We start from the raw sequence: 24,116 nt of genomic DNA, 5'->3' as shown, positions 1-24,116 counted from the left end.
TCATGGGGACAAAAGAAGTTCGACATATTCTTGGCCTCTCAGGAGGGAAGGATAGTACAGCACTAGCAATCCTCATGCACAAAAAAGTTCCGCAAATGGAATATTTTTTCTGCGATACGCATAAAGAGCTCCCAGAGACCTATGAATACCTTGATCGCATTAAGGCTCGCCTTGGCATTAAAATCACCTATCTCAGCGCGGAACGCGGCTTCGACCATTGGCTCGACGTCTATGGTGGCTTCCTGCCATCACCGAAAATGCGCTGGTGTACGAAACAGCTCAAAATTATTCCTCTGGAACAATTTATTGGCGAGGATGATGCCGTGAGCTACGTCGGTATTCGTGCCGATGAGAAACGCGATGGCTATATTTCTACCAAACCGAATATTAAACCAATCTATCCATTTAAAGAGGCTGGTTTGGTGCATGCCGACATTGTACGTCTACTTGAAGAGAGTGGTATTGGGCTCCCTAACTATTATAAGTGGCGTTCACGTTCGGGCTGCTTTTTCTGCTTCTATCAGAGAAAATATGAATGGGTCATGCTCGCTGAAGAACACCCAGATCTCTTCGCGGAGGCCGTGAAATATGAAGAAGAGCATAGTGATGGCCGTAGCTTCACCTGGGTGCAGGGCGAGACGCTGACCGAGTTGCTGGCACGAAAGGACCGCATTCTGGCTGACCACGAGAAGACACTGGCTCGCAAGCAACTTCTGAAACCCAATAAGAACCTGGCGCAGGCGCTCTCAGACGTGCTTGATGACGAGGACGACAGCCTTCCCTGCCTGACCTGCCATCTCTAAAAACTCTTATTCATTGAATTGTATTGAATTGGATGTAAAATGGTAAACGTTTTACATCCATACTTATGTTGTGTGTATATTTGTATTTCTATTCGCTTAAATACATAAGAAGACGAGGAATATGATGGCTTTTCATGACTCTGCATGGATACGCTTTCTCCGTCAATATGGCCCCGTACCAACCAATGACAATATGTATGACGAGTTTATTCAAAAAGCAGCTCGCAGCAAAAAGATGCACCCCGTCTCGTTTACTGCGGAATATTTAGATGTTCTCATCGACAATTTTCAATCCAATACACCTGTCTCGGTCATTCTCACTGGTACCGCTGGCGATGGCAAAACCTACTATTGCCGTCAAATCTGGACGGCCCTTAATGGCACAGAAGCTGCTTGGACGCAGAAGAGCAAGATCCGCACCTTGCGCCTTCCTTCTGGTCGTACATTGATTGTAATTAAAGACCTGAGCGAGTTCTCTGCCGAAGAGGCACAGACGGAATTGCCCCAGATCGCGGCATCCATCGATCGCCAGAATACTGAATATGTCTATCTCATCGCTGCCAATGATGGGCAATTAATGGAAAAGTGGCGTGATGTCACTGCGACGCCACAAATTGTCAAAGTACGTCAAGCTATTGAAAATCTGCTGGTCAATGAGCAGAGGGATAATCCAGACTTCGCGCTCCGGCTCTACAATCTGAGCCGCCTCCCCATTCGCCGCGTCTTTCCTCGTATACTTGATGCGGTGCTCAATCATGAAGGCTGGCAGACATGCGATCAGTGCCCTTTCCGGCAGGCGACCGCCTCTACCCAACAGTGCCCGATCTGGGAGAATAAAGAGCGACTACAGAACGATCCCACAACGCGTGAGCGCATCCTGCAGCTACTTGAGTTATGTGAACTCAACAACGTCCACATTCCAGTCAGACAACTGCTCCTGCTGGTCTCCAATATGATCCTCGGTCATCCCAATACCAAGGACCATCTCATGACCTGTAAAGATGTTGTACAGGTGATTGATAACGGGGATACAGCCCAGGCGAGTCTGTACCGCAATATCTTTGGTGAAAACCTCGGAAAGCGCCGCCGCCAGTCCACTGAAGTCTTTGTGGCGCTCAATCGCTTCGGCATTGGCAACGAGACTAATAGTAGCGTCGATAGCATGCTGATCTTTGGACAGGATGATCCCTCGCAGAAAGAGAACTATCAGCGCTTTGTGCTTTCCGACACCTACTATGGGGCCGATCATTCATTCCAGAGCCAACAAAACGCCTATCTCGAAGGCACTACAGCTGACAATGGAGAAAAGTTTCTGTCGATGTTGCGTGCGCAACGTCAACGCCTATTCTTCACACTCCCGCCAGAAGCGGCGGCAGCGACCAAACTGTGGAGCCTGACTGTATTCCAATATGCTGGCGAGTACCTTGATATCATTGAGAAACTGCGTCAGAGTGGCAAGATCACCTCGAAACAATCGCTCGCACGCCTGGTTCAGGGCCTGAACCGCATCTTCACCGGGCTCCTCGCCCATGAGGCGGAACATTTAATCCTGGCCACTTCAGGCAGCCATTCCCAGGCACGCGTCTGCCATGTCTTAGAAGACTATGTATCCGTCTCCAAAAAAGCCGGTGTCTATGTCAACCTTGAACTTGATCATAATGAGCGACCTCTCCTGACTGTTTCGCTTGGGAAAGAGGATGGCCTCCAGGTACCGCTACGCCTTCAACTAACACGCTTTGAATTTCTGTGTCGCGTTGCTGAGGGTGCCCTCCCGAGCAGTTTCTCGCGTGAGTGCTACGAAGACATCCTATCGTTCAAAACCAATCTGTTGCGTCAGCTCGATTACCGTCGCAGGTTATATGATGACGATCCGGATGCTGAGTTAACATTGAACATGATCTATCTTGACAATGAAGGGGATATCAAAGAGAGCTCGCTGGAGGTCCAATTTTCATGATTACATCACCAAATACTTCCAACAACACACCAGATACTTCTATCAATAAAAGTATTGAAGTTGATATGCTGGTGGACGAAGAGATCTGGGGCCACCGTATCTACAATGAGCAAACACCCTGGCTCTGCTTTCTTGAATTTTTGGGAGTTCTCTACTCTATTCATCAAGATCCAAATCAGCAAGCATTCGTCGAGGCCAAACCCAATACCCTGAGCTATCTTCCACAGTACCGGCTCTACTTACGCAACATCCTCTTTAACAATCCTCGCCTGGTCGCTGTTGTGAAGGAAACGACCAACGAGGAGGGGCGCTGGCAGCGTTGGTTAAACTATATGAAAGAGAGCGGAGCTGGCCTAAGCGAGCAGCCTGACTTTCACTACTTGCAGCAGCGCTTCGAGAAATTTACTGATTTTGTGAAGGTGATCGATTTTCTCCGTGGAACAGCCATCGAGGGCGATAGCAACAAGCGCTGGAGCTCAAAATTTGTCTTCCCCTACGGACCTTCTTGCTTCTATGAAGATGTCGCCGTTTCTACCAGAGGATCGGTAACCAACGATAGACGGTTCTTTGCCCGTACCGGCGAAATTCTCTATCTGATGCTCTGCCGTAGCAATCGGGCATCGGAGTTAGTGCCTGAGTTTGAAAAGTTGCTCTTCACACCCAATAAATGGGATAAAATCGTGCGAGCGCTCCAGCCCGATGAATCTAAAGAGCCCAACCCAAGCAAGCCCAGGGAAGGAGCCTATCTCCCCGGCGGCACACGCCAAAGATACCAAAATCTCGCCGATGATTGGCTCAATATCTTCCGCTGCTCAATGCCTGGATATGATGCCCTTCCACACATCGTAACAATTATGGGTCTGCACATGATCCTCTATATTCTAGAGCGCGCCAGTGAAACCATCCAGCGCGCGGACCGCGTTACCTTTGTGCTGGAGATCATCAGTCCTGAAAAAAACAGCGTCCATCAGCTGGCCACCGCCTCCTATCAGGAAAATAACCGCCTGACGCAACAGGCCCTTGAAGCATACATCGATCAAAAAATCGCGGCTGCTGACTGGCAAGAGGCGATCGCGAATAATGATATTGCAACCTTGCGCGATCTTTTCCGAGATGACTTTGCCCTAAAAGATGCGGACAAAATTGATGCTAATCAGGACGCGGAAAAGGCTATTCGAGAATTTAAAGCGCGCGTCTTCAGCCGGCATCAGAAACACCTTGAGAAAGTCCATAGTGTTTGGGGCAGCGCGATCGGCCTCTCTTCCAGGCGTAGCAGTCGCTACATCCGCTACACGCCAAAGGACATACTGATCAAAACGCTTGTCTTATGTACCGTTTCGGGTCGCATGGAATTTCAAGAGTTCCTGCATCAGCTCTATGAGAAATATGGCTTTATTATTGGCCCTAAGCAGGCGCTACAGTACTTCGATGCAAAAAAAGCTGAACAAGATGACTTTACGATGAATGCTAAGAGACTGGAAGATCGTCTAGCGAGTCTCGGCCTGCTGAAACGGCTCTCAGATGCATGTGCTTACGTTGAAAACCCATTCGCCCAGGAGCGCCAATAAATGAATACACATCAGTTGATCGGTCTGGTAGCCGCTGATATCATCAAACAATCATTGGGAACACGTGAAGAGCAGGACACCACCGTTGCCCGATTCCTGTTGGACCGCCTTACACCCGCGCAGGTAGCGGAAATTTGTCGCCAGGTCCTGAGCGATCCTATACTACAGCACGTCGTTGAGATCAAGATTCCACGCGCCTTCTCTGAAGGCGAGCAGTTACCAGAGTCAATCTTAACCAAAGAGCGTACCACCTACTGGCGCAATGCTCCCTGCGACAAACCCATTCTCATCCTCGCAAATAATGATGATGATCAGGGACAGTCTTTAAATGAGCTTGCCTCTCTCAATGCGAAGGAGCTGAAGTCCAACATCAATACCTGGATTACCATTGCCAGTCGCACGCTTCCACTAACAGATGAGCAGAAGAAGCAATGGGCAAAGGCTCTGACCGGCTTGCAGCAAGCGAATGAGTATACCCTGGAGATGTTCGCTGAGTATGTAGTTCAAGTTCATAATTGCATCGAGGAAGAACATCTTCCACTCATTGATGCACTTGGCTATGCCCTCCCCGTCCTGGAAATTCCAAGGGATACGGGATATTTCCAGGCCATCCCCGAAAAAAATCGCACCAATGTCACCAAATGGCAAAAACTCTATCAGGAAGCGATCTCCAAACGAGCGACGCTCCTGCGCAAGCATCTCCCCAATCAGCAACGCATTGATGATGATGATCTCCTAAAACAGTTCAACAATGTGAAGGATGAGATCATATTAGAGGCTCATCCAGTTATTCAGCGTTTTCTCAGCGCACCTGATGACTGGACCGAAGAGAGCGCTCAACTTGCTCAATTCGAGTGGGAGAAAGATGGCATCAGTGGGCTCTTTACCGGCCTCAAAGTTAAGAAGTTAGATCTCGCCACCGAGACCAGGGAGTTCTTTGAAGACGAAAATCCTGATGAGCTTACGCCGGAAGATCTGAATTACCTGGAAACCCTCTCGAAGCGGAAGACTCGCGAGCCGATTGATGAGGATAGAGAGTTCTACGATCATCATCATCTGACCCTGGATAAAAAACGCCAGCTCAAAGCGAAATGGGATAAATTCGTCTATGGGAAACCGATTGAGTGTACCGATTTTATCGTTGGCTTGCTTGATTGCATCGAACGATTGATCGCCCAGGCTGGCGGCGCCCAGGCAAAACGGTACTTCACAGTGAAAACCCAGTATGAAAAGGGAAAAAGTAAGTGGCTCAATTCACTCAACCAGGATGTTGGCCTCTATTTCTGTACTCGCTACCGTGGATTCGATACGCTGACCAGTCCATTCATCGAGTGGCAAACCTTCTGGCTGTTTGAATATGATCAGCTCATTGAGGATCAAAAAAGCAAGATCAACAGCAAAGGCGAGAAGTTTACCCCGAATACGTCCGCCTCACGCGATGCCACACAACTCAAGTTCCATGTCAGCCTGACCTATGTCCTGCATGGCAAACAAGAGGTGGCAACAACCCAACTAATCTGGAAGTGCAATCCCACCTCCATTGGGATGGAACTCAATGATGACCTGAACCGCTTGAGCAGAAAACCATTCCTACTGACATCGGTCAATCGCGAACCAGTCAGTAAAAAGGGACATCTGCAGGAAGTATCCTTAAGTGATGTTAGCACCCTTGAGGCGGCCTTCAGCCAGGATAGAGGCTCGCTGGTCAGCACTTCAACCAAGGCACAGGATGCGTCTAAAATCTTTCTGACCAGACTTCAGGAGGCAGAGAAAGATAGACGCCTTCCACCAGATGGGCAGGAAATACTTAAACAAGCCTGGAATACATTCGCCGCTAGTTATACCAGAGCCATCCAGAGCTTCGCCGATGCGGAAGGTATTGCCAGTGACGATATTCTCCACCAGGCCGATGCCTACTGTCATCTACTCCAGATGCTCCAGCAACATGCCACGGGAGATAAAAACCGTGTCGATCTCTGGCATCCCGTGTTAGAAATTGGCACAGTTCGCATTCAGGAAGGGAAACCGGCCGCCATTGTGACCCCCTGGCATCCGCTGCGCTTGCTCTCAATCTCGGTGAAGGCACGCCAGATTGCCCACTTTGTCAAATACCTCATCGAGACTCCTGATGTCGAGTTTGGTGACGATCGGCTCTTCTTCTTCCACCTCAAGAACGACATGAGTCATCCTTACTATCCAGAGGTGACCGTGGGCTTCCAGGGTGAGCAACCCAGACTCCTCGGCCTATCAGATACCGTCAACGACTATAGCTTGATGGAAGTTCCCTTGCGCGACGATACTGATCAAACAACCAATGAGAATCCGCAGGAAGCGTCAGAAAAGGTGCGCGAGGTCATTCGCCGCTACCTGGAACTGCAGCCCCATAAACGATCCAACATGGGTATCGTCCTCTACAATTGTGACTCTAAAGGTTTGCCTATGGCGGTGGTCGATAAACTCTCATCGCTCTACGAGAATAAGACCGCCAATGAGGTGTGTTGCCAGATCATCCTGCGTCACCAGGATACGCAGAAACTGAGCGAGCTATACGAAAAAATGATCAATGTCGTCGAAAGTGATCCTGATGCGTTTATTGCCAGTGAATCTGAGAATGATTTTATGTCGCGTTTACGCATTGGTATTATGGCGACCGATGCCGAGACCAACGGCAACTCTCAGGAGAAAATGACCGACATCGTCTTCTTGCAAGATGTCATTTCGCGGCAAGCCCAGATTGTCTGGATATCGGTGGACGGCGACAGTGATGTTCCGCAGCCCTTACAGCATTTCCCGGCCCGCTGGTCGCGCCGCCATCCCACGGCATATGGAGATTTGCGCTCGATCGTCTATCTGGTCTGTCCCAGCCAACCCGCTGTGGGCACAGCCTATCTAGATGCCATTCATGATGTGGTTGAGCAACAGACAGAAAAAGGGAAACACTTCATCCCATCACGCCAGGTTTCGTTTCAAGATAATAAAACTCAACACATTTTCCAGGAAGTTCATCAACTTGGTGAGTGGGTGGTCAACTATGATGACCTGCTGGAGAGACGTCTGCTCCAGCATCAAGATGTTACCGTCATTAAGTACCAGCAAAATCGCGCCCAGGATCGCAACCTGATCATTTCTTCCACCTCATCGTTCCAACTGCTGCAGGTGCTTGTCAAACAACGCCTGGAGAAACTCAGCCTCTCCAGTGAGATTGATATCGAAGCGTTAGCCAAACGATGTATCAATGAAGCCAAAACGCTCTCTGGAGACATCGTTTTGCGCGCCGCTCGCCGTGGTGCCAATGCCAGTGAGTTGATCGGGCTGGTACTCAGCAAAAGCCTCATCGCATCCGAACTGCAATCCAACGAGCCCGTTGGCTGGTTCTTCCTTGATGACTACGCAAGTTGGTTGGGGCAAGATGAGCAACAAATCGCAGACATCATGGCCCTGGCTCTCTGCGAATACAATGGCGTCCCCACCTTAAAAATCATTATCTCTGAAGCCAAATACTTCGAGGCCAACGTGGCTGATGCCCGCAAAACTTCGCAGAAACAGCTAAAAGAGACGGTACAACGCATTCAAGATGCCCTCTTCCAGAATCCCAGCCGTCTGGACCGTGATATCTGGTTAGCCCGGTTAAGCGATCTGTTAATTGATGGTATTCAGGTCAACTCGCTCCAAGCCATCGATATCCAGCAGTGGCGTGATAATCTGCGCAAGGGCAAACTGCAGATCGAAGTCAAAGGCTATTCGCACGTCTTCTCACCCATGCCAGACGTTGTGCTCAGCGACGATCCTCAAGTCAAACTCGCAGGGGTCGACGGCTGCTATCAGGAAGTCTTTGGACGCAAGAACATCCAGGATCTTCTATTGGCACTCTACCGCAACAGATCAAGCATGCCTGTCCGCACTAGTTTAGGGGATGATCGCCCATGGGATGTGCACACACCGCACTATCCTGCACCAGACGCCTTGTGGAAGGCACAACCTGCTGCTACGCGAGTGGCATCATCCAATGGTCATGCACCAACGACCCCAGGCGTCATAGGCAGCAATGGTTCTGGCGAACACATCGTAACAAGCAATGGAAACACTGTACCCAATCAGACGCCAGTTACTACCTCGGGTTCGGTTCTCACACAGATCCACAACCCACTGCCAGGTACGAGCACACAAACTAGCCAGGTCGCGACCAAAACCGATGTAATCGAGAAGAATGAGCAATGGAGCCAGAATATTCAACAAACATTGCGGAGCGCGCTTATCGGCTACAACCTTCAGGCCAAGATCCTGGGTTCGCGCCTGACGCCAAACGCGCTGCTTATTCGGCTCAAAGGTTCAGACCACCTGAAAGTTGAGGATCTTGAGAAGAAAAAATCGGTCTTGCTCACCACACATGGCCTCTCCCTCCTCAATATTACGGCTCAGCCAGGCGAGATCATCGTCTCGATTGCGCGTCCACAGCGAGAAACCGTCTCCTTGCTCGATGTGTGGAAGGAACGAGAATACTTCGCTGCACCAGGAGAGATGAACCTGTGCTTTATTCTGGGCATTAAAGAGATGGATGGCGAGATCCTCTACCTTAATGTAGGCAAGTCCAACGATAAAGTCCAGCAGCACGCGCCTCATACGCTCATTGCCGGAACGACGGGCAGTGGCAAATCGGTGTTGATGCAGAATTTGCTGCTCGACATCTGTCAGACCAATTCATCCAAACTTGCGCACATCTACTTGATCGATCCCAAAAAAGGTGTGGACTACCAACAACTCCTGGATCTGCCCCATCTACGGGAAGGCATCATCACCGAGCAAGGGAGGGCACAGGAGATCCTCGCCTCGCTTGTCACCCAGATGGACCAGCGCTATGATCTTTTAGCGAAGGCAAGGGTCAACAACTTGGTCGACTACAACAAAAAGGTCGCTCCCGAGGAACGCTTGCCAGTCCTCTGGCTCGTGCATGACGAGTTCGCCGACTGGATGCTGGTAAGTGAATATAAAGAGGCGGTCTCCGCGTCGGTACAACGTCTGGGCACCAAAGCCCGCGCAGCAGGCATTCACCTCATCTTCGCGGCCCAACGGCCAGAAGCCAACATATTGCCACCACAGCTACGAGACAATCTGGGCAACCGTTTGATCTTACGCGTTGAAAGTCAGGGTACCTCTGAAATCGCCTTGGGAGAAAAGGGAGCCGAAAAACTGTTGGGCAAAGGACACCTGGCAGCCAAACTGGGTGGAGAAATCACCTATGCGCAGGTCCCATTCCTCTCCAACGACGATCAACTCCAAGTTGTGGAAGCAATTAGAAAGTACGATAATGAACGCTAATACCCAGAAAAAACCCATTTACATGGATTATCATGCCACCACACCTATGGATCCACGTGTAGTAGAGCGCATGCTCTACTACATGACCCAGGCGTACGGCAACGCCAGCAGCACCGACCATGTCTATGGAGATGAAGCAGAAGCAGCGGTGGCGACCGCTGTCCGCCACGTCGCGACCCTGCTCGGCACAGTCCCGCGCAACATCGTCTTTACCTCTGGAGCAACAGAGAGCATCAATCTGGCCCTCCAGGGACACTGCCATGCCCGTGGTATCCGCCAACGCATCGCTGTCTCCCCGATCGAACACAAAGCCGTCCTTGACACCTGTCAGGCCCTCGAACAGCAAGAGAAAGCCACACTGACCTGGCTACGAGTCGACCAACAAGGGCGCATCGATCTGAACTATCTGAAAGAGGTCTGCCAAGCGGGTATCGACCTGATCTGTATCATGGCTGCCAACAACGAAATTGGCACCATCGCCCCGATCCAAGAAATCGCCAGCATCGCGGCCCAATACAACGCCGCTTACTTCTGTGACGCAACGCAGGCGGCCGGAAAAATCCCCATTGACTTCGATGCCACCGGCATTACGTACATGGCACTCTCCGCGCACAAAATGTACGGTCCCAAAGGGTCTGGCGCCCTCCTCGTGCAATCAGACGCCAATCTCGTCCCCCTCATCCATGGAGGCGGGCACCAGAGGGGTATGCGCTCCGGCACCCTCAACGTCCCCGGCATCGTTGGCCTTGGCGAGGCCTGCAAACTGCGCGATCAGGAAATGGACCAGGATGAGGCAGCGATTCAAGTCAAAAGAGACCGTCTACAAAGCCTCCTACAGGCCGAAATCCCCAACATCGTCATCAATGGAAATCTCAACCATCGTCTAGCGGGCAACCTCCACATCTCCATCCCTGATCTCGATAACAGCATCCTCATCGCCCACATCCGCCACCAACTCGCCATCTCCACAGGATCGGCCTGCACCTCCGGTGTGGAAGCCCCTTCGCACGTCCTGCAAGCCATCCACCTCCCCGCTAACCTCATTGGGGGAGCGCTCCGCATCAGCATCGGCAAATTCACCACCGATGACGACATTACCGCTGCCGCCCAACTTCTCGCTCAAACCTACCAAACCATCAACCAAAAACGCTAACCAACAAAGAGAGTTGTAAAAGCTTGCAGCTCTCTTTTTATATGTGAATAACATATAACTTTTATCTTTAACGCTAGCGCATACTTCTTTAAGACTTTATAAAAAAACTTCTCTTTTGTTGAGATAAAAAGATTGGGTAACCACCCAGGACCCAATGCAATGGGGAGGGGAGAACCTTGAAAAACGGCAGCCAGGGCAGCCAGCATGGAGCGTCCCTGCTTGCGCATGGTTGACAAGTAACTGCGAATGAGACAAAAGGCCGTCGCCCCGTCGTTGCTGCGGAAGGTCCCGGAAATTTTTTGCTGGACTTTGATCATCCGTAAGTCTCGTTCGGCGAGGTTATTCGTAAAAGGCAAAGTCAAGTCATCCAGGAAGGCAAGCACGTCTTGAGCACGCCTCAAAAGAGCGTCGAGCAGATTTTTCGAAGCATCCTGTTTGCGTCGCCCTTGTTTGTGGGGTATGGGAGGAGCTTGGGGATGATGCGCAGCAAATCCCGCCGCCAAGATGTCGAAGTACTGAGCAATCAAGTCGTTGCGTACCTCTCGCACAAGGGCACCTGCACCAGTGGAGCGCGCCTGGTCGGTGGTCTGGACCATCTGCAGCAGGAGACCGAACATCCTTTGTCCCCACGGCTGCTTTTCTTGCTCAGCCACAAAGAGACAATCGCGCAAGAGATGGGCTCCACAGAGGCTGTGAGCGCAATCATACTGGTCATAACTGGCCCAGCGATCATGCATAGCCCGCCCCTGAAAGTTCGGCCAAATCCCGATGGCGTCCATCGCTTCTTTTCCACGTTTGCGATGCCAGCTATACAAAGTCAGAAAGGTGGTCGCACTCACATGGACCCAATGCAAGATCCCCTTGATCCGCACGCCCGTTTCATCAGCATGCAGCAGTTCACTTTGCACCAGCAACGTTTTGATGCGTTGGTGGGTGGGTTCAAGGAGGTGTGTGGCCTGCTCAATCCAATTGAGCAGGGTGCCTTCCGAGAGACGACAGTGACAGAGATCGGAGAGCGTCTCACACACCCGCTCCATCGGCAGCAGTTGAAAGTGGGACAAATAGACCGCCAGGGCTTGCACGCGAGGGCCATATTGAGCTGCTGTTCGCACCGTGGCGGGAAAGCTGCCTCGGCTCCTGGCCTGACAGCACGGGCAACAGATCTCCACCACGTGATGCTCTTCGACTTCCAGGCGTAATTCCGGCAAATCGTGGACTTGACGCCGCTCTTTGACTTTCCCTGGGATGTGCTGCAAGTCCTGGTGGCAATTTTCACACGTCTCTGGACGGTGCATGAGGACGCGATCCGGTTTCGCTACCTGACTGAGGGTGTGGCCGGGATGGCCCTGTTGTCCGCCAGAGCTCTTCTCACTCTTCTTTCGTTTCTCCCGGACTTTTCGGTGCAACCCATCGCTCGATGGCGGCTTGCTGCTGTTATGGCTATCTTTTCCTAACCGCCTCTCCAGTTCCTCGATCCGCAATAACGCCGCCATCAACAGAGATTCTAACTCCGCTATCCGGCTGTCTTTCTGCGCTAATTCCTTTTTGAGCGCTGCGTTTTCTTCTCTCAGTTCCTGGGCTTCTTCTTCTGTCATATCCGCAGTTTACTCGTTTTCAGGACCCCTTTACAAGGGGTCCTGGGTAGGGCACCTCGCTGCATGATGCTTGATGTCTTTGGTCAGTCCAACGTGAGCAAAAACGCCTGAACCCTTGCAAGAGGCAGCTTGACTCCCCTACACTGGAATGAGTTGGCGAATGATGGACAGAAAGCTCTGCTGATCCTCCAGCATCATCATATGTCCCGCACCCGGTTGTATCGTGACGCTGGTCGCCCGCTGGAGAACCCATGGAGGAACATCCCACCCATCTCGTGAGCGTGAACCTGCAACCAGGTGGAATGGGATCGACTGGTCAAGAATGGTGGCGATTGCTTGAAGATAGGATGCATCCGAAGTTGTCTGAACCACCGAACCGGCCATTGCTTGGAGCGTGGAGCTGGGCTGGGCAGCCAGACTATGTGCGGCAAACTCAACCTGCTCCTGCGTGGCATCGATCCCGGAGCCGGCGAGCCAGGCGCGCGGATTGGCACGATAGGATTCAAGCAGAGCTTCCGCTTCGCTCCTGTCCATCTGTGCGAGCCGCTGGGACCAGAACGCGTCATTCAGGGTGAAGTTTCCCTCTGCGCTCACAATGGAGGCGACAGCCTCGGGATAACGGCTCGCGATAACGACGGCGACTGCTCCGCCAACCGAGTGTCCTACCAGGTGAGCCTGATCGTATCCCAGTTCGTGTATATGCCCACAGATGAAGTCAGCCGCAGCGCCGACCGAGATCGCTTCAGGGGGAACGTGTCGATGTGTTCCATACCCTGGCAGATCAGGGATGGAGACAGGATTTGGTGAAAGAAACTCCGTTACTCCTGGCCTGAATGGTCCCTGAAAGAGACCATGAATGAAAATGATGGGTTTGACTTGCGCCATTGCATTGCTCCTTTTTGAACACGTTCGCCGCTCGATTTGAGCGACGATTCGCTTACCTTATGTCAGGGCAGAACCACGTTCTTCAGTTGTCTTGCAATCTGCGCGGCATGAATAGCGTCATGGGAAACGATGTGCAGGGTGTGGCTGCTGATAGTAATAGTGCCCTGTTCTTCATGCTGCCCAGAGTGCTCCCACTCCTGTGGGGAGAGCTGCACCAGTTCGTTCACATGTTGGGTGCGGAAGCGAGTGAAGGCAGCCAGGGCATCTTGCAAGGAAGCCTGAGCATAATTGTATTCTCTCGCCCAACGTTCCTGGTCGTAGGCAGCGATCACCGGGGCAATGTTATCACGCATGAGGCGCATGCGGGAGAGCGCCTCCTCTTCAGCGTCACGCAGGTGACAGACGACCTCGACGACTGACCATCCCTCGTCACCACCCCGTGCCGCAGTGGCTTGCTCTTGTGTGCAACCATCTAATAGGGCCTCCAACACCTCAGGTGTGGCTCGCTGAGCATCCAACAAATCTTGTGCAGTGTTGTACATGTCTTTACTCCTTAGTATGATCTCGTCAAATCTCAACAAGCGCCGAGTATAGCAGAACGAGGGAGCAAGCACACCGTCCTTCTGAACGATGCGCTTGCTCCCTCGTTCTGCTATACTAGGAGACCCACCAGCAAGGGAGGACAGACACTCCTCATATGGCCGCCTTTGTTTTGCTCACGTTGGACTGACCAAAGGCATCAAGCATCATGCGGCGAGGGGTCCTGGGTAGTTACAAGATTGGAAAATATAAATGTAGCTACCAATATTCTAATACTTCTATTGTTTTATTTGCTATTACTCGCTTACTAAAAAGAACCTCTACATGACTGACACGAGCGGCCTTATTGCATCATCAATAGTCCACAATGTTACCAGCTTCGCTCCTGCCACAGGGAAAATACTCTGGTCGACCCAGAATTCACAACTGCTAACATCAACCCTCCCACTACTTTTGATCAAGGATACGCACATTCTCAATCACTGAGTATGAATAGCAAGATGAGAGGATGTCTCCAAAGGCATCCTCTCGCCTCGCTATAGTAGGAAGTTATACAGAAAGCTCAGTTGACCAAACATATCTTCTCATATCTTCTATAGTACGAGGCAATAGATAGTTGGCTCTTCCACGTTATCCCATTGCCCGCTGACGCCACTACTATTGTGCTCGCTTCCAACGGCTATCCATATGTACAAGATAACCCTGGAAGCATCCGAACTAGCACTCCAGGAGGTCCTGCAAGAAGACCCATTGCTCTTCCGCAAATACAAAACTACAAAGGGATTACAACGTGGGAACGTTTCATTCGACGATCGAGCCTATATAAAAATTGCATTGAGGAAGGACACTCCTGAGGAGTAACAGCAAAGAAAGCCGAAGAGACGGTGGAGATAAAAGATAAGGTCTCTTCGGCCCTCACACGTTCTGGCACCAGTAGCTCACTCTATCGGCAGTAAACATCCTTCTTTCTGTATATATCCAGGGATAGAGATACAGCCGATTTGAAAGCCATTTGGGCAGGCTGTGTACGAGTGATGAGATAAGTGTGGAACCTGTTCAAGCCACTTTCTGGCCAGAGTTCTTGCGTGTTGCTGATCACGAGCATAGACAAAGTGGTAGGCATCTGTAGAGCCCTCTTCTCCAGGAGCATTCGAACTAGCCCGTATGGTCCAGAGCACCTGATACTCTTCCCATACCACGATATCTACCTGCTCCAGCGATAGCTCCAGACCAATGTGTCGTGCCAGGGCAGCGACTATTTTCTCGGCATCGCGCTGAAAAACTGGCTGCCTAAGAAGCGCATGATACACGGTTCTGGTCTCTAATCCTGCAAGCGTTGCCAGAGTAGGGATATCAAAAAAATGAAGCGTTCGGATCTGCTCTAAAGTTGGTTTCTTCTTTCTCTCTTCCATCATCACTATCCCATTGTTTGAATATAAGCTTCCACAGTGATTTGTGCCGCTTCTTGTTCGCCGACAATAGCCGCTAACTGCTCCTGTAGATTACCGATCGATGTGTATTGATAATTAATCATATCGTGAGATGCTGTGACTTTGAAGCCGCTCATCGCTCGCTTCATGACTTCACATTCCATTTCTATTTGCTGTCTCAAGGCTGCAACTTCACTCAAGAGATGCTCCTTTCTATCCGATGCAGTAAAGAAAAAGGTTAGCATCATAATAATAGCATTACAATGCATACATTACAACGATATCTACGCAACGCTATCGTTATTACCATATTCTGTTAATCTTTTCGCTCTGATACACTTGCCTGGAACGAATACATAGGAGCGTCATCATGTTACGTCTCAGAGTCAAAGAGGTGGCTGAAGAAAAGGGGATAAGCATAGCTAAATTAGCACGGAGGGCTGATTTAGATAATCGTACGGTCTATCGTATCGTCCACGATCCCTTTGCTGAGATCACGACGATTACACTGGCACGATTAGCTGAAGCATTAGAAGTCTCCGTAAAAGATCTGATAGAAGATGTTCCCCCCTCTCCAAACAAACAAATATAGACGCGTCACATCTTTTTATGCATACATGTATTTCTCTCTTCTTGTTTGCTATCCCTTATATTGGCAGATTCATAACAGCTCAATAAACCACACAAAAAGGAATACATGATGCATTTTACGTTGCCAGACGAAACACTGATAGCGGCACTTGGTGCCTGGTCGCTTTCTCAGCCTTTCACGATTACACGTATCCCCGGGGGATTCACAGCTGACGTCTGGTATGTTGAGACCTCCCAAGAACGCTTTGTCGCGAAATTTGCCTATGATACCCAGGAGGCCTTCGAGACCGGCCTGCACACAGCAGAGATAATTAAGCGTGCCGGAATCGCAAGTGGTTCGCCGCTGCGAACAGGAACCGGGAAACGAACAGTCATGGTGGAAGGCCCCCCAACCCGCTATCACCCATTAGCGCTCCTTCATCTCGTGGCAGGAGAACAGATCCATTTTGATCAATCTGAGAGCGCCTATATGATCGGTTCGCTGCTCGGTCGCATCCATACTATCTGGTTGCGTGAACAGTTTCGTCCAGGTAACGGGGATCGTCTCTTTGGGTATTTGAGGGAAGAAGCAGAAGAAGTACATACTCAGCCTGGATTGTCAGAGTTGATCTATCAGGCAGCCAAGGCGGTGGAAACCTTTGAAGAAAGCAAGGGCGTCACCAATGGCACTCTCTATGGGGATAGCTTACATGTCCTTTATGATCAAGCCACCCAACAGGTAGGTATAATTGACTGGGGAGCGGTCAGTTGGGAACCATTACTCTTCGATGTCGCCTTGAACGCAGAACATTTCACTTCCAGCCAGGCTCTTACTGACAAATTCTTACGCAGTTATCAGGCTGAGGCACCGATCCAACCATACGAGTTGGAAGGATTACAATACTATCAGGCGTTGCATTCCGCGCAAGTAGCCAAATTTTTCGCCTGGCGCCTGACTCATCAGGCAACGCTCGGATATGCTGATCCCTTCACCAATGAAAGGGCGCTACAAAAAAATCGGATGATGCTTGAGCAAACCTGAAAAACATTGTCTAGAAAAAAAGGGCGGTAGATAGATCGGCGAGTGTTCCAGCACCATCGGAGGCGGCACTCAGTGCCACAAGCGTCGTGCCCACTGGTGTTCGGTAATCAGCATGTCTCTGTCGGCGCTCTAAACACCTCAGGCTTGCGCCATGTTTGGTCAGCGTCTGTTCGTCGGTGTTCAGAATCAGAGAGTGGGATCCATCAAGAAATGGTTTACTTGATGCCCCACGCAGTTAAAAGAAACCAGATGCCTGTATAATCGGGGCGAGACCAGCCATCGCGCATTTGTTCAAGCAGATCATCGAATGCTTGTGGGGAATGTATGATGTTTGCGCGCAATAAAAATGGCTTCAGCAAATGTAACGCAATCGAAAAATCTTGCTGTACTGCTTGAGCCTGCTCCTGGCCATAACTGATATCGATCGCAGATGGATAAATATGCACAGGCGTAAATCCTGCCTGTCGTAAAAAATAGGGGAGCTTATTCACAATGCCCATAGTTGTACTTGGATTGAATCCTCTATGCGACAAGTACATACTGCGCACAATATAGTCCGTCATTTCCGTTTGCGCGGCGTTATTGGTCACAGCGGCCTCACTTTCAGTGATGCGCAAAATACCTCCAGGCCGCAGCAATGATTTACATGTTTCGATTAATGGCATCCAGGATTCTCGCAACATAAAACCACTAATAAAACGCATGTTAATCAGATCAAATGTTTCCATTTCAAACGAGAGATCTTTGATGTCCATCTTTATAAAATGGGCATTTGCTGATTCTGCTCTGGCTAGCTGATTGGCAAATGCAATCATACGCTCACTGATGTCAATACCAGTGATATGCATATGTGGCGCTAGGCGGCTTAATTCTAACGCCCATCCTCCTGGGCCACATGCAATATCAAGAACATCTGTGATATGGTCAAGAGACGCTACGCTTTGCTCTGGAAGTGGTTTCCCTCCCGTGATCAATTTGTCTTGCTCTAAAAGACGAGCCATTTCAGTCGCTGACTCTGGATCGATAAAGTAATCGTTCCTATCCATGAATATGTCCTCTCGCGCTACTCTTTGTTATTATCAGTATCTAAAAGCTCAGCTATCGAAAGAAAATCATTGTCTGCAAATGCCAGTGATAACAGAACACTGTACTTTTCAAAATATCGATAAAACAATGAAGCATACGAACTTTCTTCGCTACACACAGTAAAACAGCCAGCAACGCTCCCAAAGCGGAGTAATGGAAATGCAGCTGAAGACTTAATATGCTCCACTCCAATTTGATTCGTTACACGTCCATCCTGTCCTAGTATATCATGCCCTACACTAACAGCAATAAATGGTAATGTCTCTGAATGCAAATAGCTATCGGTAAGTATGCGCTGTGTCGTTCTGCTTGTATGAGAAAATATATATCGTTCTTTAAGAAGAAGCTTATTTTGTTGAGAGTAGCATTGAGATACAATATAGTGAGCGCGATATGCTTGTGCTTCCAAACGTACTGCCATATCATTGAGACAGAGGGCAATAACCCCCCATGTTCTTAATGTATCCGCTCTTGTTGCTAAATCTCTTAATATGGAATCATATAGGATGCCGGAAATTTCCCTGGTATATTGGTCTTGAGCCTCATCAACATTGCTTTCCATATGATATGCCTGGGCCAGACATTTTTTGAAATCATTCTCTAAAGATGCAGCAGCTAGTAACGCTCGGACATTATTCATACGAGGATTTGATTCACCGCTTATCCATCGATCAATAGTAATTGCGCTTATATTAAGCTCAGCCTCGAGCATCTTATGTCTTTTATCATCAGCAACTATGTTTCCTAACATATCTCGCCAGTTCTCACGCATAGAACCACCTTGTAAAAAGAGAGAATAATGCCAACGGACACATTTCCGCTGACTGTAGACAACCCTTATATATAATAACGTATAACAACGATCACATTTTATCTTCAATTTGTATACAAAATGCCTGCTTTTGTATAATGTTCTTATTCTAAACACGCGTAGCGATAGAGCATAGCCTATGAGGTGAAAAGCAATAATATAGCAGTAATAAAAAGCAATATAAATTTATTTGTTAACAAAGTTGACAAATAAGCATCATAAATGTTATCTTTTTATTTGGACTTAGGTATTTCACTTAGGTGTGGCTCCAGGCAAGTTTTTTGATTGCTTCGTTTAGATGCATGGCTATTTGTAGTGCAAAGTATAAAAGAAACGAGTGAAGAGCTTCCTATGCGATCTGAAATCCAAATACACGACGAGACTATCGAAATTGCGAGGTTAACCAATAAGCATCCTCTTTTAACCACCTGCATGGGAGAAGTTTTACCAGGGGTATCTCAAGTATATCCTTCTATTACAAAACATCTTACGCATGTTCTCGATATCTCCTGTGGTCCAGGTGGGTGGATGTTAGAATGTGCACGAAGGTATAAAAATGCACATATTATTGGTGTCGATACACGTAAAACCATGGTCCGCTGCGCAGCAAACCGGTGCAAAGCATTTCCGAATATCGATGTCTTCCACATAGCATCCTATACGGACTTTGATCGCTTTCAAGACGCATTTTTCGACATTATTTCTCTTCAATGCATTCATTTGTCCGTACGGTATGACCAATGGATCCATCTGCTCAACGAATGTAAACGGATGCTGAAAAAAGGTGGATGTATTCGGTTCACAACGTTTGAGTATGCTCGCTCAAACTCTCCTGCTTTACAAAAGTTACATGAGTGGTACAGTCAGATAGAAGATCGGAAGCAATCGTTTTCACATACTCGTCAAGATCAGGGCAGCCTCTATGAATTAGAACCTCTTCTTTCCGATCATTTTTTTGAAACGTTCCTTCTCCCCCATCTCATCAATTTTTCTTACGGAACAGCTATTCACAAAGGGTGGACCCACGACCTGCTTTTGCAAGCCCAACAAGATTTGCCGTATATGGCACATCATCGCATTATCACGCAAGAGCAGATTATCCCTTTTTTACATCAAATGGAGATAGAATTTGCGCTTCCAAACTTTCATGCACTACAATACGGAATGACTATCTGGGGGCGCAAAAATTAGTGCTTTCTATGTATGATTACGAGCCCACAGCATAGCTTTGTTCTTGAGGGGCGCGTTTTCTCGTGTGCCACCACTTACTTACAACAGCAAGAGGCTACCAGAGCTCTATAACAGCCTCATGATAGCCTCTTGCTGTTGAGAAGAGACGTGCGATGTATCTCATTTCAGACCAAATGAAAAACCAGGCGTCCTGGCTATCAGCTCATTCATAGATGAGAACAAAGGCGCTGGCGACATCACCACGAATTCACTTCGTGATACTAACATGCATAGATGTTTTCTATCATGGCGTTTCTGAGCGCTCCCCTCTGCAACCAACAATATGCATATCCCCTATCATTAATCCATAAGGGATTGGCGTACAATAGACCTGAGGAAGAGCTTCCCGAACGTGATCAAACCAGGCTGCAGTTAACATTCGTGCATACGCTTCATTCTTTGCGTAGACACAGGTAAATTGATCGTGCTCAAAATGCACGCCGTCGGTTGCCCTGATACAGTAAAGAAGCAAAAAATCATCCCACAGCACAATATCAACGTTCTCCAGGGTAAGCCGTCTCCTGGGCGTGGAAAGCACCTCCAAAACTTTGTTTGCATGCTCTTTAGAGACAGGCTGACCAATGAGCATGAAATAGACGACGCGGGGAGGAACACCCGCAGCGGCAGCTGTCCCAGGAATATCGATGTGCATCGTTCCGCGTAACGTTTCTAACCGTATTTTTTCTTCACCCATCTCATCGCTCCTGACAAGGCCGGTTATCCAGAGAGGTCTCAACAACCGCAAGAAGATGTCGCACCTGAAACGGTTTCATGAGGAATTTGTTCACTCCGACTACACGCCCTTTGAGCCACTCAATCATGCTTAAGAAATCTTTGTCTCTCGACACGATACCTCCCAACCTTCACAGACACTTTTGTCCATAGACGAGATAGAACTCATACGTGGTTTTATACTGTTCCCACTCCCCGGGCAAAGCGGAGACCACCTGGTCAAATGCCATCGGATCAACGCCAAGGGTTCCCACATAAAATCCCTTGAATCCTTTGAATACTTCATACATGTCTCGTCCGAGGAGATCTCCAGCCCTCCCGGCCCATTTGCCAAGCGGAATCTGGATGGTTTCTAAATGAACGTGTTGCAAACCATGAGACATCAAAAGTTCGTCAAGCGTGGGCATTAAGGCCAGATCAAAGCCTATCTGTGGGGCTTTGGCGTCCCACCACGTATTCAACTGCGTGGTAGCTGGGCCGCGGTGAGAGAAGACCCTTCCCGCTTCTAGCAATTCCACCCAGCCACCTATGCGGGTAATACGCACCAGTTCTTTCATGGTAAAGGGCCAGAGATACGTGGGGATCGCCCCCACCAGGAGGCGTTGATGGACATAATCAAAGGCATGATCAGGATAGGGAAGTCCTTGCAAGATATTGCCTTGTTGAAAGAAACAATTGGAAGGAAAGTTCACGTACGATGCAGGTGGCTCAATATCAATGCCATCAATCCGGGCATGGGGAACTTCCTGAGCCATTTCACTCATCCATCTGCCCGTTCCACTCCCCACATCTAGGAGAGTGTGGACCTGCATCAAGTCCAGAGGAGCCTTATAATTCGCGCCGACGACACACTTCAACCCAAAGTGCTGAAAATCCAGGCGGTGAATCTCCTGATGATCCTTCGGCAGCAGATAGGGCACGTCTGTTCGGTGCCTACGACCTTCAATGATGGCCGTAGGAGTACAACAATGGTGTGATTGTGTCGCCCGCGTACGGCGTTTGCGGTGAAAGAGATGGAGGCGTATTCCCATGGATTGGACCTTCCTTTCTCAATCAAAGCGCTTATTCGATACGTTCTTGTAGGAAGAGGCTGAAGCAGGAAGACCATCGGATGCATGAGCATCTAGCTCTTCCGTAAGGATTTTCAGAGCATCCGTTGGTCCCACGAGCGTACTGAGTTGTACTTGATACGTACCCAACTGGGTATATTTACGATTAATGACACGGTGTTGTGCAACTGACGCGTACCCGTTCAGTGCCTGATTCATGGCCTCAATTTCAGTGGCGATACGCTCTCGCAGTTGCGCCACGTCACTTTCTAACATAGAGTTTCCCCTTTTTCTCCTATCACTACTAGCAATGGAAACGCACCTCATATCGAGCATTCCCTCGATGCATCTGTATACTATCGCTATGAAGGAATGACATATGGTTCATGATGAATGTACCAATCTATAAAGCTATAAGAAAAACCCCAAAATAGGTGGTAAATTTCTAGACCTTCATTCATCATCTTGATTTGGATTGCAGAGAAAAGTCTTTTCACCGATATGAGGAGTATAACTCAATTTGCGGTATTTGTAAATACCGCAAATCAGATCAATATTAATAAATAATGCGAAGCAATAAACTGTTCCCTATGAGTAACAATGCTGATCTACCAAACATTACAGGCTTTTTAACGATAAAAGAAGCTGCGCAAATACTAGCTCTGGCGGAAAGAACCGTCTACGAATACGTTGAAACTGGGAGGCTTCCCGCTGTTCGTGCCGCTGATATTCTATTGATCCCCCAAGAAGAGGTAGCAAATTTCAGACGCGGGAATACTGGTAGGCCACGCAAAAATACACCTCCCTGGCGTATTTCCTCTGGTAAGAATGTTCAGCATATGGTTCTCATCCATGTACAGATACGCTCTGGTAAAGAGGACACTTTTTTTCAGAGATTAGATCTCATTCGGCAGGAGAACAGGCATACATTTCCCGGCACAGTGATTCGATCTATCGCAAGTAATACTGCTCACCCCGAACAAATCACGATCATTCTTATTTGGCGCGGTACAGTCATGCCACATAAAGAGGATATCAATGTGGCATTGGAGGCATTAAAAAAGGATTTGATGGATGAATTAGACTGGGATACTGCTCAATATACTGAAAATACGGTGCTGATGCATACATAACGGTGGTATTATGAGTAAATTTAGTATGTTTCAAGAGAATAATCTTTTTATTGGTACGTCTTTGGCTGCTGAGATCCCATCATCATCTTCTGAATTAAGCGCATTTATTATCATTGGTTCTTATGTACCAGCGCCGAAAGAAGCATCTGATTTATCAGAAAGCAGTTTCCAAGAAATGTATCTAGGCTATCCAAGATTCTTAATAGAGATCACAACGATACAAGATTTTGGCTGAAAAAATATGAAATAGAGACCAATATTTGGAAAGAGAAGATGAAGTAGATGAATTTTTGATAAATTATATATATAAGAGGATTTTAAGCGTTGATATTTTAGAACATGAAGTAGAGGCCTATCTACAAGATTTTTCCCTTCTGAAACCAGCGTGGTATTTTGATCCACCTATTCCTTTTTTTTAATAGAGCAGCAACCAGGAATGGTATACCTACGACAATGGAGTATCCCGCACCCTGCGCCGCAGCACCACCTCGGCCGGCACCAGCCTGACCGTCTACGCCTGCGGCCTGGAGGAGCACACCTATAACAGTACGGGCACCACTACTGGTGGCACCTACTACTACAGCCTGGGTGGACACCTACTGGGAAAGACCGACGGCAGCACCACACAGTTCTACCTGACCGACTCGCTGGGCAGCGTCGTTGAAACCTTTACCAACACCGCCAACAGGGCCGCTGTTCTGGGCAACCAGACCTACGGCCCCTACGGCAACCAGCGCTACGCTCAGGGCGCCATGGGCACGGCCAAAGGCTTTACCGGCCAGTACGCCGACTCATCGGGATTGGACTACTACAATGCCCGCTACTACGATCCGGTCGTGGGCCAGTTTACGGCGCCCGACACGATCGAAGGGAACCTGCAGGGAGATGACCCCCTACACCTATGTAGGCGGCAATCCCGAAACGGCCACGGATCCCACGGGCCTCTTCCGCGAGGGCAACGCTGGCGAGAAATCATGGACCAGCCCGATCGGCAACAAAGCCACCTATGTCGACTCGGACTATAACCCATCGCTATCACCCATCATCATTGGCGATGGCTGGGGATCATCCTGGCATCCGGCTATGGGTCCCTTCCCATCCGTGACCCCACCACCATCAGCCGTCAAGCCAGCGCTCAGACCATCTCCCAGGCCATCGCCTGCACCCAAACACAAAGCCACACCGACACCCGCGCCGGTCTCTAACCCCATTATCG

General features: G+C 49.1%; 21 protein-coding genes. 11 read left to right on the top strand and 10 right to left on the bottom strand.

Translation table 11 applies throughout. The annotated features are described in order from the left end of the window. Positions 1-2 precede the first annotated feature (2 nt). From KTT_RS31755 to KTT_RS31735, 5 genes are all read left to right on the top strand, one after another. Positions 3-803, top strand: a complete 801-nt coding sequence (locus KTT_RS31755; protein ID WP_126601675.1) for a phosphoadenosine phosphosulfate reductase family protein — start codon at positions 3-5, stop codon at positions 801-803. Positions 804-924: 121 nt separating this feature from the next. Next, positions 925-2,760 (top strand): hypothetical protein, encoded by a 1,836-nt coding sequence (locus KTT_RS31750; protein ID WP_235845933.1) that lies wholly within the window; start codon positions 925-927, stop codon positions 2,758-2,760. Beyond that, entirely contained in the window at positions 2,757-4,328 is a 1,572-nt protein-coding gene (locus KTT_RS31745) for a hypothetical protein (RefSeq protein ID WP_126601674.1), read from the top strand. The genes KTT_RS31750 and KTT_RS31745 overlap by 4 nt, the downstream gene beginning before the upstream one ends. Next, entirely contained in the window at positions 4,329-9,644 is a 5,316-nt protein-coding gene (locus tag KTT_RS31740; protein WP_126601673.1) for an FtsK/SpoIIIE domain-containing protein, read from the top strand. Next, a complete protein-coding gene (locus KTT_RS31735) occupies positions 9,634-10,797 on the top strand; it encodes a cysteine desulfurase family protein (protein WP_126603295.1) in 1,164 nt (387 codons plus the stop codon). The genes KTT_RS31740 and KTT_RS31735 overlap by 11 nt, the downstream gene beginning before the upstream one ends. On the opposite strand, the gene tnpC is transcribed toward KTT_RS31735, so the two are convergent. The 5 genes from tnpC to KTT_RS31710 all read right to left on the bottom strand — a co-directional run bounded on the left by tnpC (position 10,794) and on the right by KTT_RS31710 (position 15,447). After that, a complete protein-coding gene (gene tnpC / locus KTT_RS31730; RefSeq protein WP_235845932.1) occupies positions 10,794-12,392 on the bottom strand; it encodes an IS66 family transposase in 1,599 nt (532 codons plus the stop codon). The two genes, KTT_RS31735 and tnpC, sit on opposite strands and share 4 nt — an antisense overlap. A gap of 138 nt (positions 12,393-12,530) precedes the next feature. Beyond that, on the bottom strand, positions 12,531-13,277 hold the full coding sequence (locus KTT_RS31725; protein ID WP_126601672.1) for an alpha/beta fold hydrolase: 747 nt from the start codon (positions 13,275-13,277) through the stop codon (positions 12,531-12,533). 62 nt (positions 13,278-13,339) lie between these two features. Further along, positions 13,340-13,819, bottom strand: a complete 480-nt coding sequence (locus KTT_RS31720; protein WP_126601671.1) for a DinB family protein — start codon at positions 13,817-13,819, stop codon at positions 13,340-13,342. Positions 13,820-14,755: 936 nt separating this feature from the next. Further along, positions 14,756-15,232, bottom strand: coding sequence for a hypothetical protein (locus KTT_RS31715; protein ID WP_235845931.1), 477 nt, complete (start codon positions 15,230-15,232; stop codon positions 14,756-14,758). A gap of 2 nt (positions 15,233-15,234) precedes the next feature. Continuing rightward, positions 15,235-15,447, bottom strand: a complete 213-nt coding sequence (locus KTT_RS31710; protein ID WP_126601670.1) for a hypothetical protein — start codon at positions 15,445-15,447, stop codon at positions 15,235-15,237. Positions 15,448-15,617: 170 nt separating this feature from the next. Between KTT_RS31710 and KTT_RS31705 the strand changes: the two genes are divergently transcribed. Next, positions 15,618-15,839, top strand: a complete 222-nt coding sequence (locus tag KTT_RS31705; RefSeq protein WP_126601669.1) for a helix-turn-helix domain-containing protein — start codon at positions 15,618-15,620, stop codon at positions 15,837-15,839. A 105-nt stretch (positions 15,840-15,944) separates the two neighbouring features. After that, positions 15,945-16,859: a phosphotransferase enzyme family protein gene (locus KTT_RS31700; RefSeq protein WP_126601668.1), complete on the top strand. Its 915-nt coding sequence runs from the start codon at positions 15,945-15,947 to the stop codon at positions 16,857-16,859. A gap of 215 nt (positions 16,860-17,074) precedes the next feature. On the opposite strand, the gene KTT_RS31695 is transcribed toward KTT_RS31700, so the two are convergent. Further along, positions 17,075-17,905 (bottom strand): class I SAM-dependent methyltransferase, encoded by an 831-nt coding sequence (locus tag KTT_RS31695; protein ID WP_126601667.1) that lies wholly within the window; start codon positions 17,903-17,905, stop codon positions 17,075-17,077. Positions 17,906-17,922: 17 nt separating this feature from the next. Beyond that, complete coding sequence (locus tag KTT_RS31690; protein ID WP_126601666.1) at positions 17,923-18,717, bottom strand: hypothetical protein; 795 nt, start codon at positions 18,715-18,717, stop codon at positions 17,923-17,925. A gap of 390 nt (positions 18,718-19,107) precedes the next feature. On the opposite strand from KTT_RS31690, the gene KTT_RS31685 reads away from it, so the two are divergent. After that, positions 19,108-19,947 carry a class I SAM-dependent methyltransferase gene (locus tag KTT_RS31685; protein ID WP_126601665.1) on the top strand — a complete coding sequence of 280 codons (840 nt, stop codon included), beginning with the start codon at positions 19,108-19,110 and terminating at the stop codon, positions 19,945-19,947. Positions 19,948-20,230: 283 nt separating this feature from the next. Here KTT_RS31685 and KTT_RS31680 read toward each other — a convergent pair whose 3' ends face one another. From KTT_RS31680 to KTT_RS31670, 3 genes are all read right to left on the bottom strand, one after another. Then, positions 20,231-20,680, bottom strand: a complete 450-nt coding sequence (locus KTT_RS31680) for a hypothetical protein (protein ID WP_126601664.1) — start codon at positions 20,678-20,680, stop codon at positions 20,231-20,233. A 169-nt stretch (positions 20,681-20,849) separates the two neighbouring features. Beyond that, positions 20,850-21,749 (bottom strand): class I SAM-dependent methyltransferase, encoded by a 900-nt coding sequence (locus tag KTT_RS31675; RefSeq protein WP_126601663.1) that lies wholly within the window; start codon positions 21,747-21,749, stop codon positions 20,850-20,852. A gap of 18 nt (positions 21,750-21,767) precedes the next feature. Continuing rightward, positions 21,768-22,043 (bottom strand): hypothetical protein, encoded by a 276-nt coding sequence (locus KTT_RS31670; protein WP_126601662.1) that lies wholly within the window; start codon positions 22,041-22,043, stop codon positions 21,768-21,770. 314 nt (positions 22,044-22,357) lie between these two features. Here KTT_RS31670 and KTT_RS31665 point away from each other — a divergent pair, with 314 nt between their 5' ends. The 3 genes from KTT_RS31665 (at position 22,358) to KTT_RS38000 (ending at position 23,925) form a co-directional block, all read left to right on the top strand. Further along, positions 22,358-22,900, top strand: a complete 543-nt coding sequence (locus tag KTT_RS31665) for a helix-turn-helix domain-containing protein (RefSeq protein WP_160146277.1) — start codon at positions 22,358-22,360, stop codon at positions 22,898-22,900. A 10-nt stretch (positions 22,901-22,910) separates the two neighbouring features. Continuing rightward, a complete protein-coding gene (locus KTT_RS31660) occupies positions 22,911-23,135 on the top strand; it encodes a hypothetical protein (protein ID WP_126601660.1) in 225 nt (74 codons plus the stop codon). A 235-nt stretch (positions 23,136-23,370) separates the two neighbouring features. Then, positions 23,371-23,925 (top strand): RHS repeat-associated core domain-containing protein, encoded by a 555-nt coding sequence (locus KTT_RS38000; RefSeq protein WP_503826474.1) that lies wholly within the window; start codon positions 23,371-23,373, stop codon positions 23,923-23,925. Positions 23,926-24,116 lie beyond the last annotated feature (191 nt).

The sequence above is a fragment of the Dictyobacter aurantiacus genome (assembly GCF_003967515.1).
GTDB lineage: Bacteria > Chloroflexota > Ktedonobacteria > Ktedonobacterales > Ktedonobacteraceae > Dictyobacter > Dictyobacter aurantiacus.
Note: the sequence above shows the minus strand (reverse complement) of the source record. Positions and strands in the feature narration are given on the sequence as shown.

What these genes read in the sequence shown, in the direction of transcription:
- KTT_RS31755 (WP_126601675.1), top strand. Translation starts at nt 3, where the DNA reads ATGGGGACAAAAGAAGTTCGACATATTCTTGGCCTCTCAGGAGGGAAG.
- KTT_RS31750 (WP_235845933.1), top strand. Translation starts at nt 925, where the DNA reads ATGATGGCTTTTCATGACTCTGCATGGATACGCTTTCTCCGTCAATAT.
- KTT_RS31745 (WP_126601674.1), top strand. Translation starts at nt 2,757, where the DNA reads ATGATTACATCACCAAATACTTCCAACAACACACCAGATACTTCTATC.
- KTT_RS31740 (WP_126601673.1), top strand. Translation starts at nt 4,329, where the DNA reads ATGAATACACATCAGTTGATCGGTCTGGTAGCCGCTGATATCATCAAA.
- KTT_RS31735 (WP_126603295.1), top strand. Translation starts at nt 9,634, where the DNA reads ATGAACGCTAATACCCAGAAAAAACCCATTTACATGGATTATCATGCC.
- tnpC (WP_235845932.1), bottom strand. Translation starts at nt 12,392, where the DNA reads ATGACAGAAGAAGAAGCCCAGGAACTGAGAGAAGAAAACGCAGCGCTC.
- KTT_RS31725 (WP_126601672.1), bottom strand. Translation starts at nt 13,277, where the DNA reads ATGGCGCAAGTCAAACCCATCATTTTCATTCATGGTCTCTTTCAGGGA.
- KTT_RS31720 (WP_126601671.1), bottom strand. Translation starts at nt 13,819, where the DNA reads ATGTACAACACTGCACAAGATTTGTTGGATGCTCAGCGAGCCACACCT.
- KTT_RS31715 (WP_235845931.1), bottom strand. Translation starts at nt 15,232, where the DNA reads ATGATGGAAGAGAGAAAGAAGAAACCAACTTTAGAGCAGATCCGAACG.
- KTT_RS31705 (WP_126601669.1), top strand. Translation starts at nt 15,618, where the DNA reads ATGTTACGTCTCAGAGTCAAAGAGGTGGCTGAAGAAAAGGGGATAAGC.
- KTT_RS31700 (WP_126601668.1), top strand. Translation starts at nt 15,945, where the DNA reads ATGATGCATTTTACGTTGCCAGACGAAACACTGATAGCGGCACTTGGT.
- KTT_RS31695 (WP_126601667.1), bottom strand. Translation starts at nt 17,905, where the DNA reads ATGGATAGGAACGATTACTTTATCGATCCAGAGTCAGCGACTGAAATG.
- KTT_RS31690 (WP_126601666.1), bottom strand. Translation starts at nt 18,717, where the DNA reads ATGCGTGAGAACTGGCGAGATATGTTAGGAAACATAGTTGCTGATGAT.
- KTT_RS31685 (WP_126601665.1), top strand. Translation starts at nt 19,108, where the DNA reads ATGCGATCTGAAATCCAAATACACGACGAGACTATCGAAATTGCGAGG.
- KTT_RS31680 (WP_126601664.1), bottom strand. Translation starts at nt 20,680, where the DNA reads ATGGGTGAAGAAAAAATACGGTTAGAAACGTTACGCGGAACGATGCAC.
- KTT_RS31675 (WP_126601663.1), bottom strand. Translation starts at nt 21,749, where the DNA reads ATGGGAATACGCCTCCATCTCTTTCACCGCAAACGCCGTACGCGGGCG.
- KTT_RS31670 (WP_126601662.1), bottom strand. Translation starts at nt 22,043, where the DNA reads ATGTTAGAAAGTGACGTGGCGCAACTGCGAGAGCGTATCGCCACTGAA.
- KTT_RS31665 (WP_160146277.1), top strand. Translation starts at nt 22,358, where the DNA reads ATGAGTAACAATGCTGATCTACCAAACATTACAGGCTTTTTAACGATA.
- KTT_RS31660 (WP_126601660.1), top strand. Translation starts at nt 22,911, where the DNA reads ATGAGTAAATTTAGTATGTTTCAAGAGAATAATCTTTTTATTGGTACG.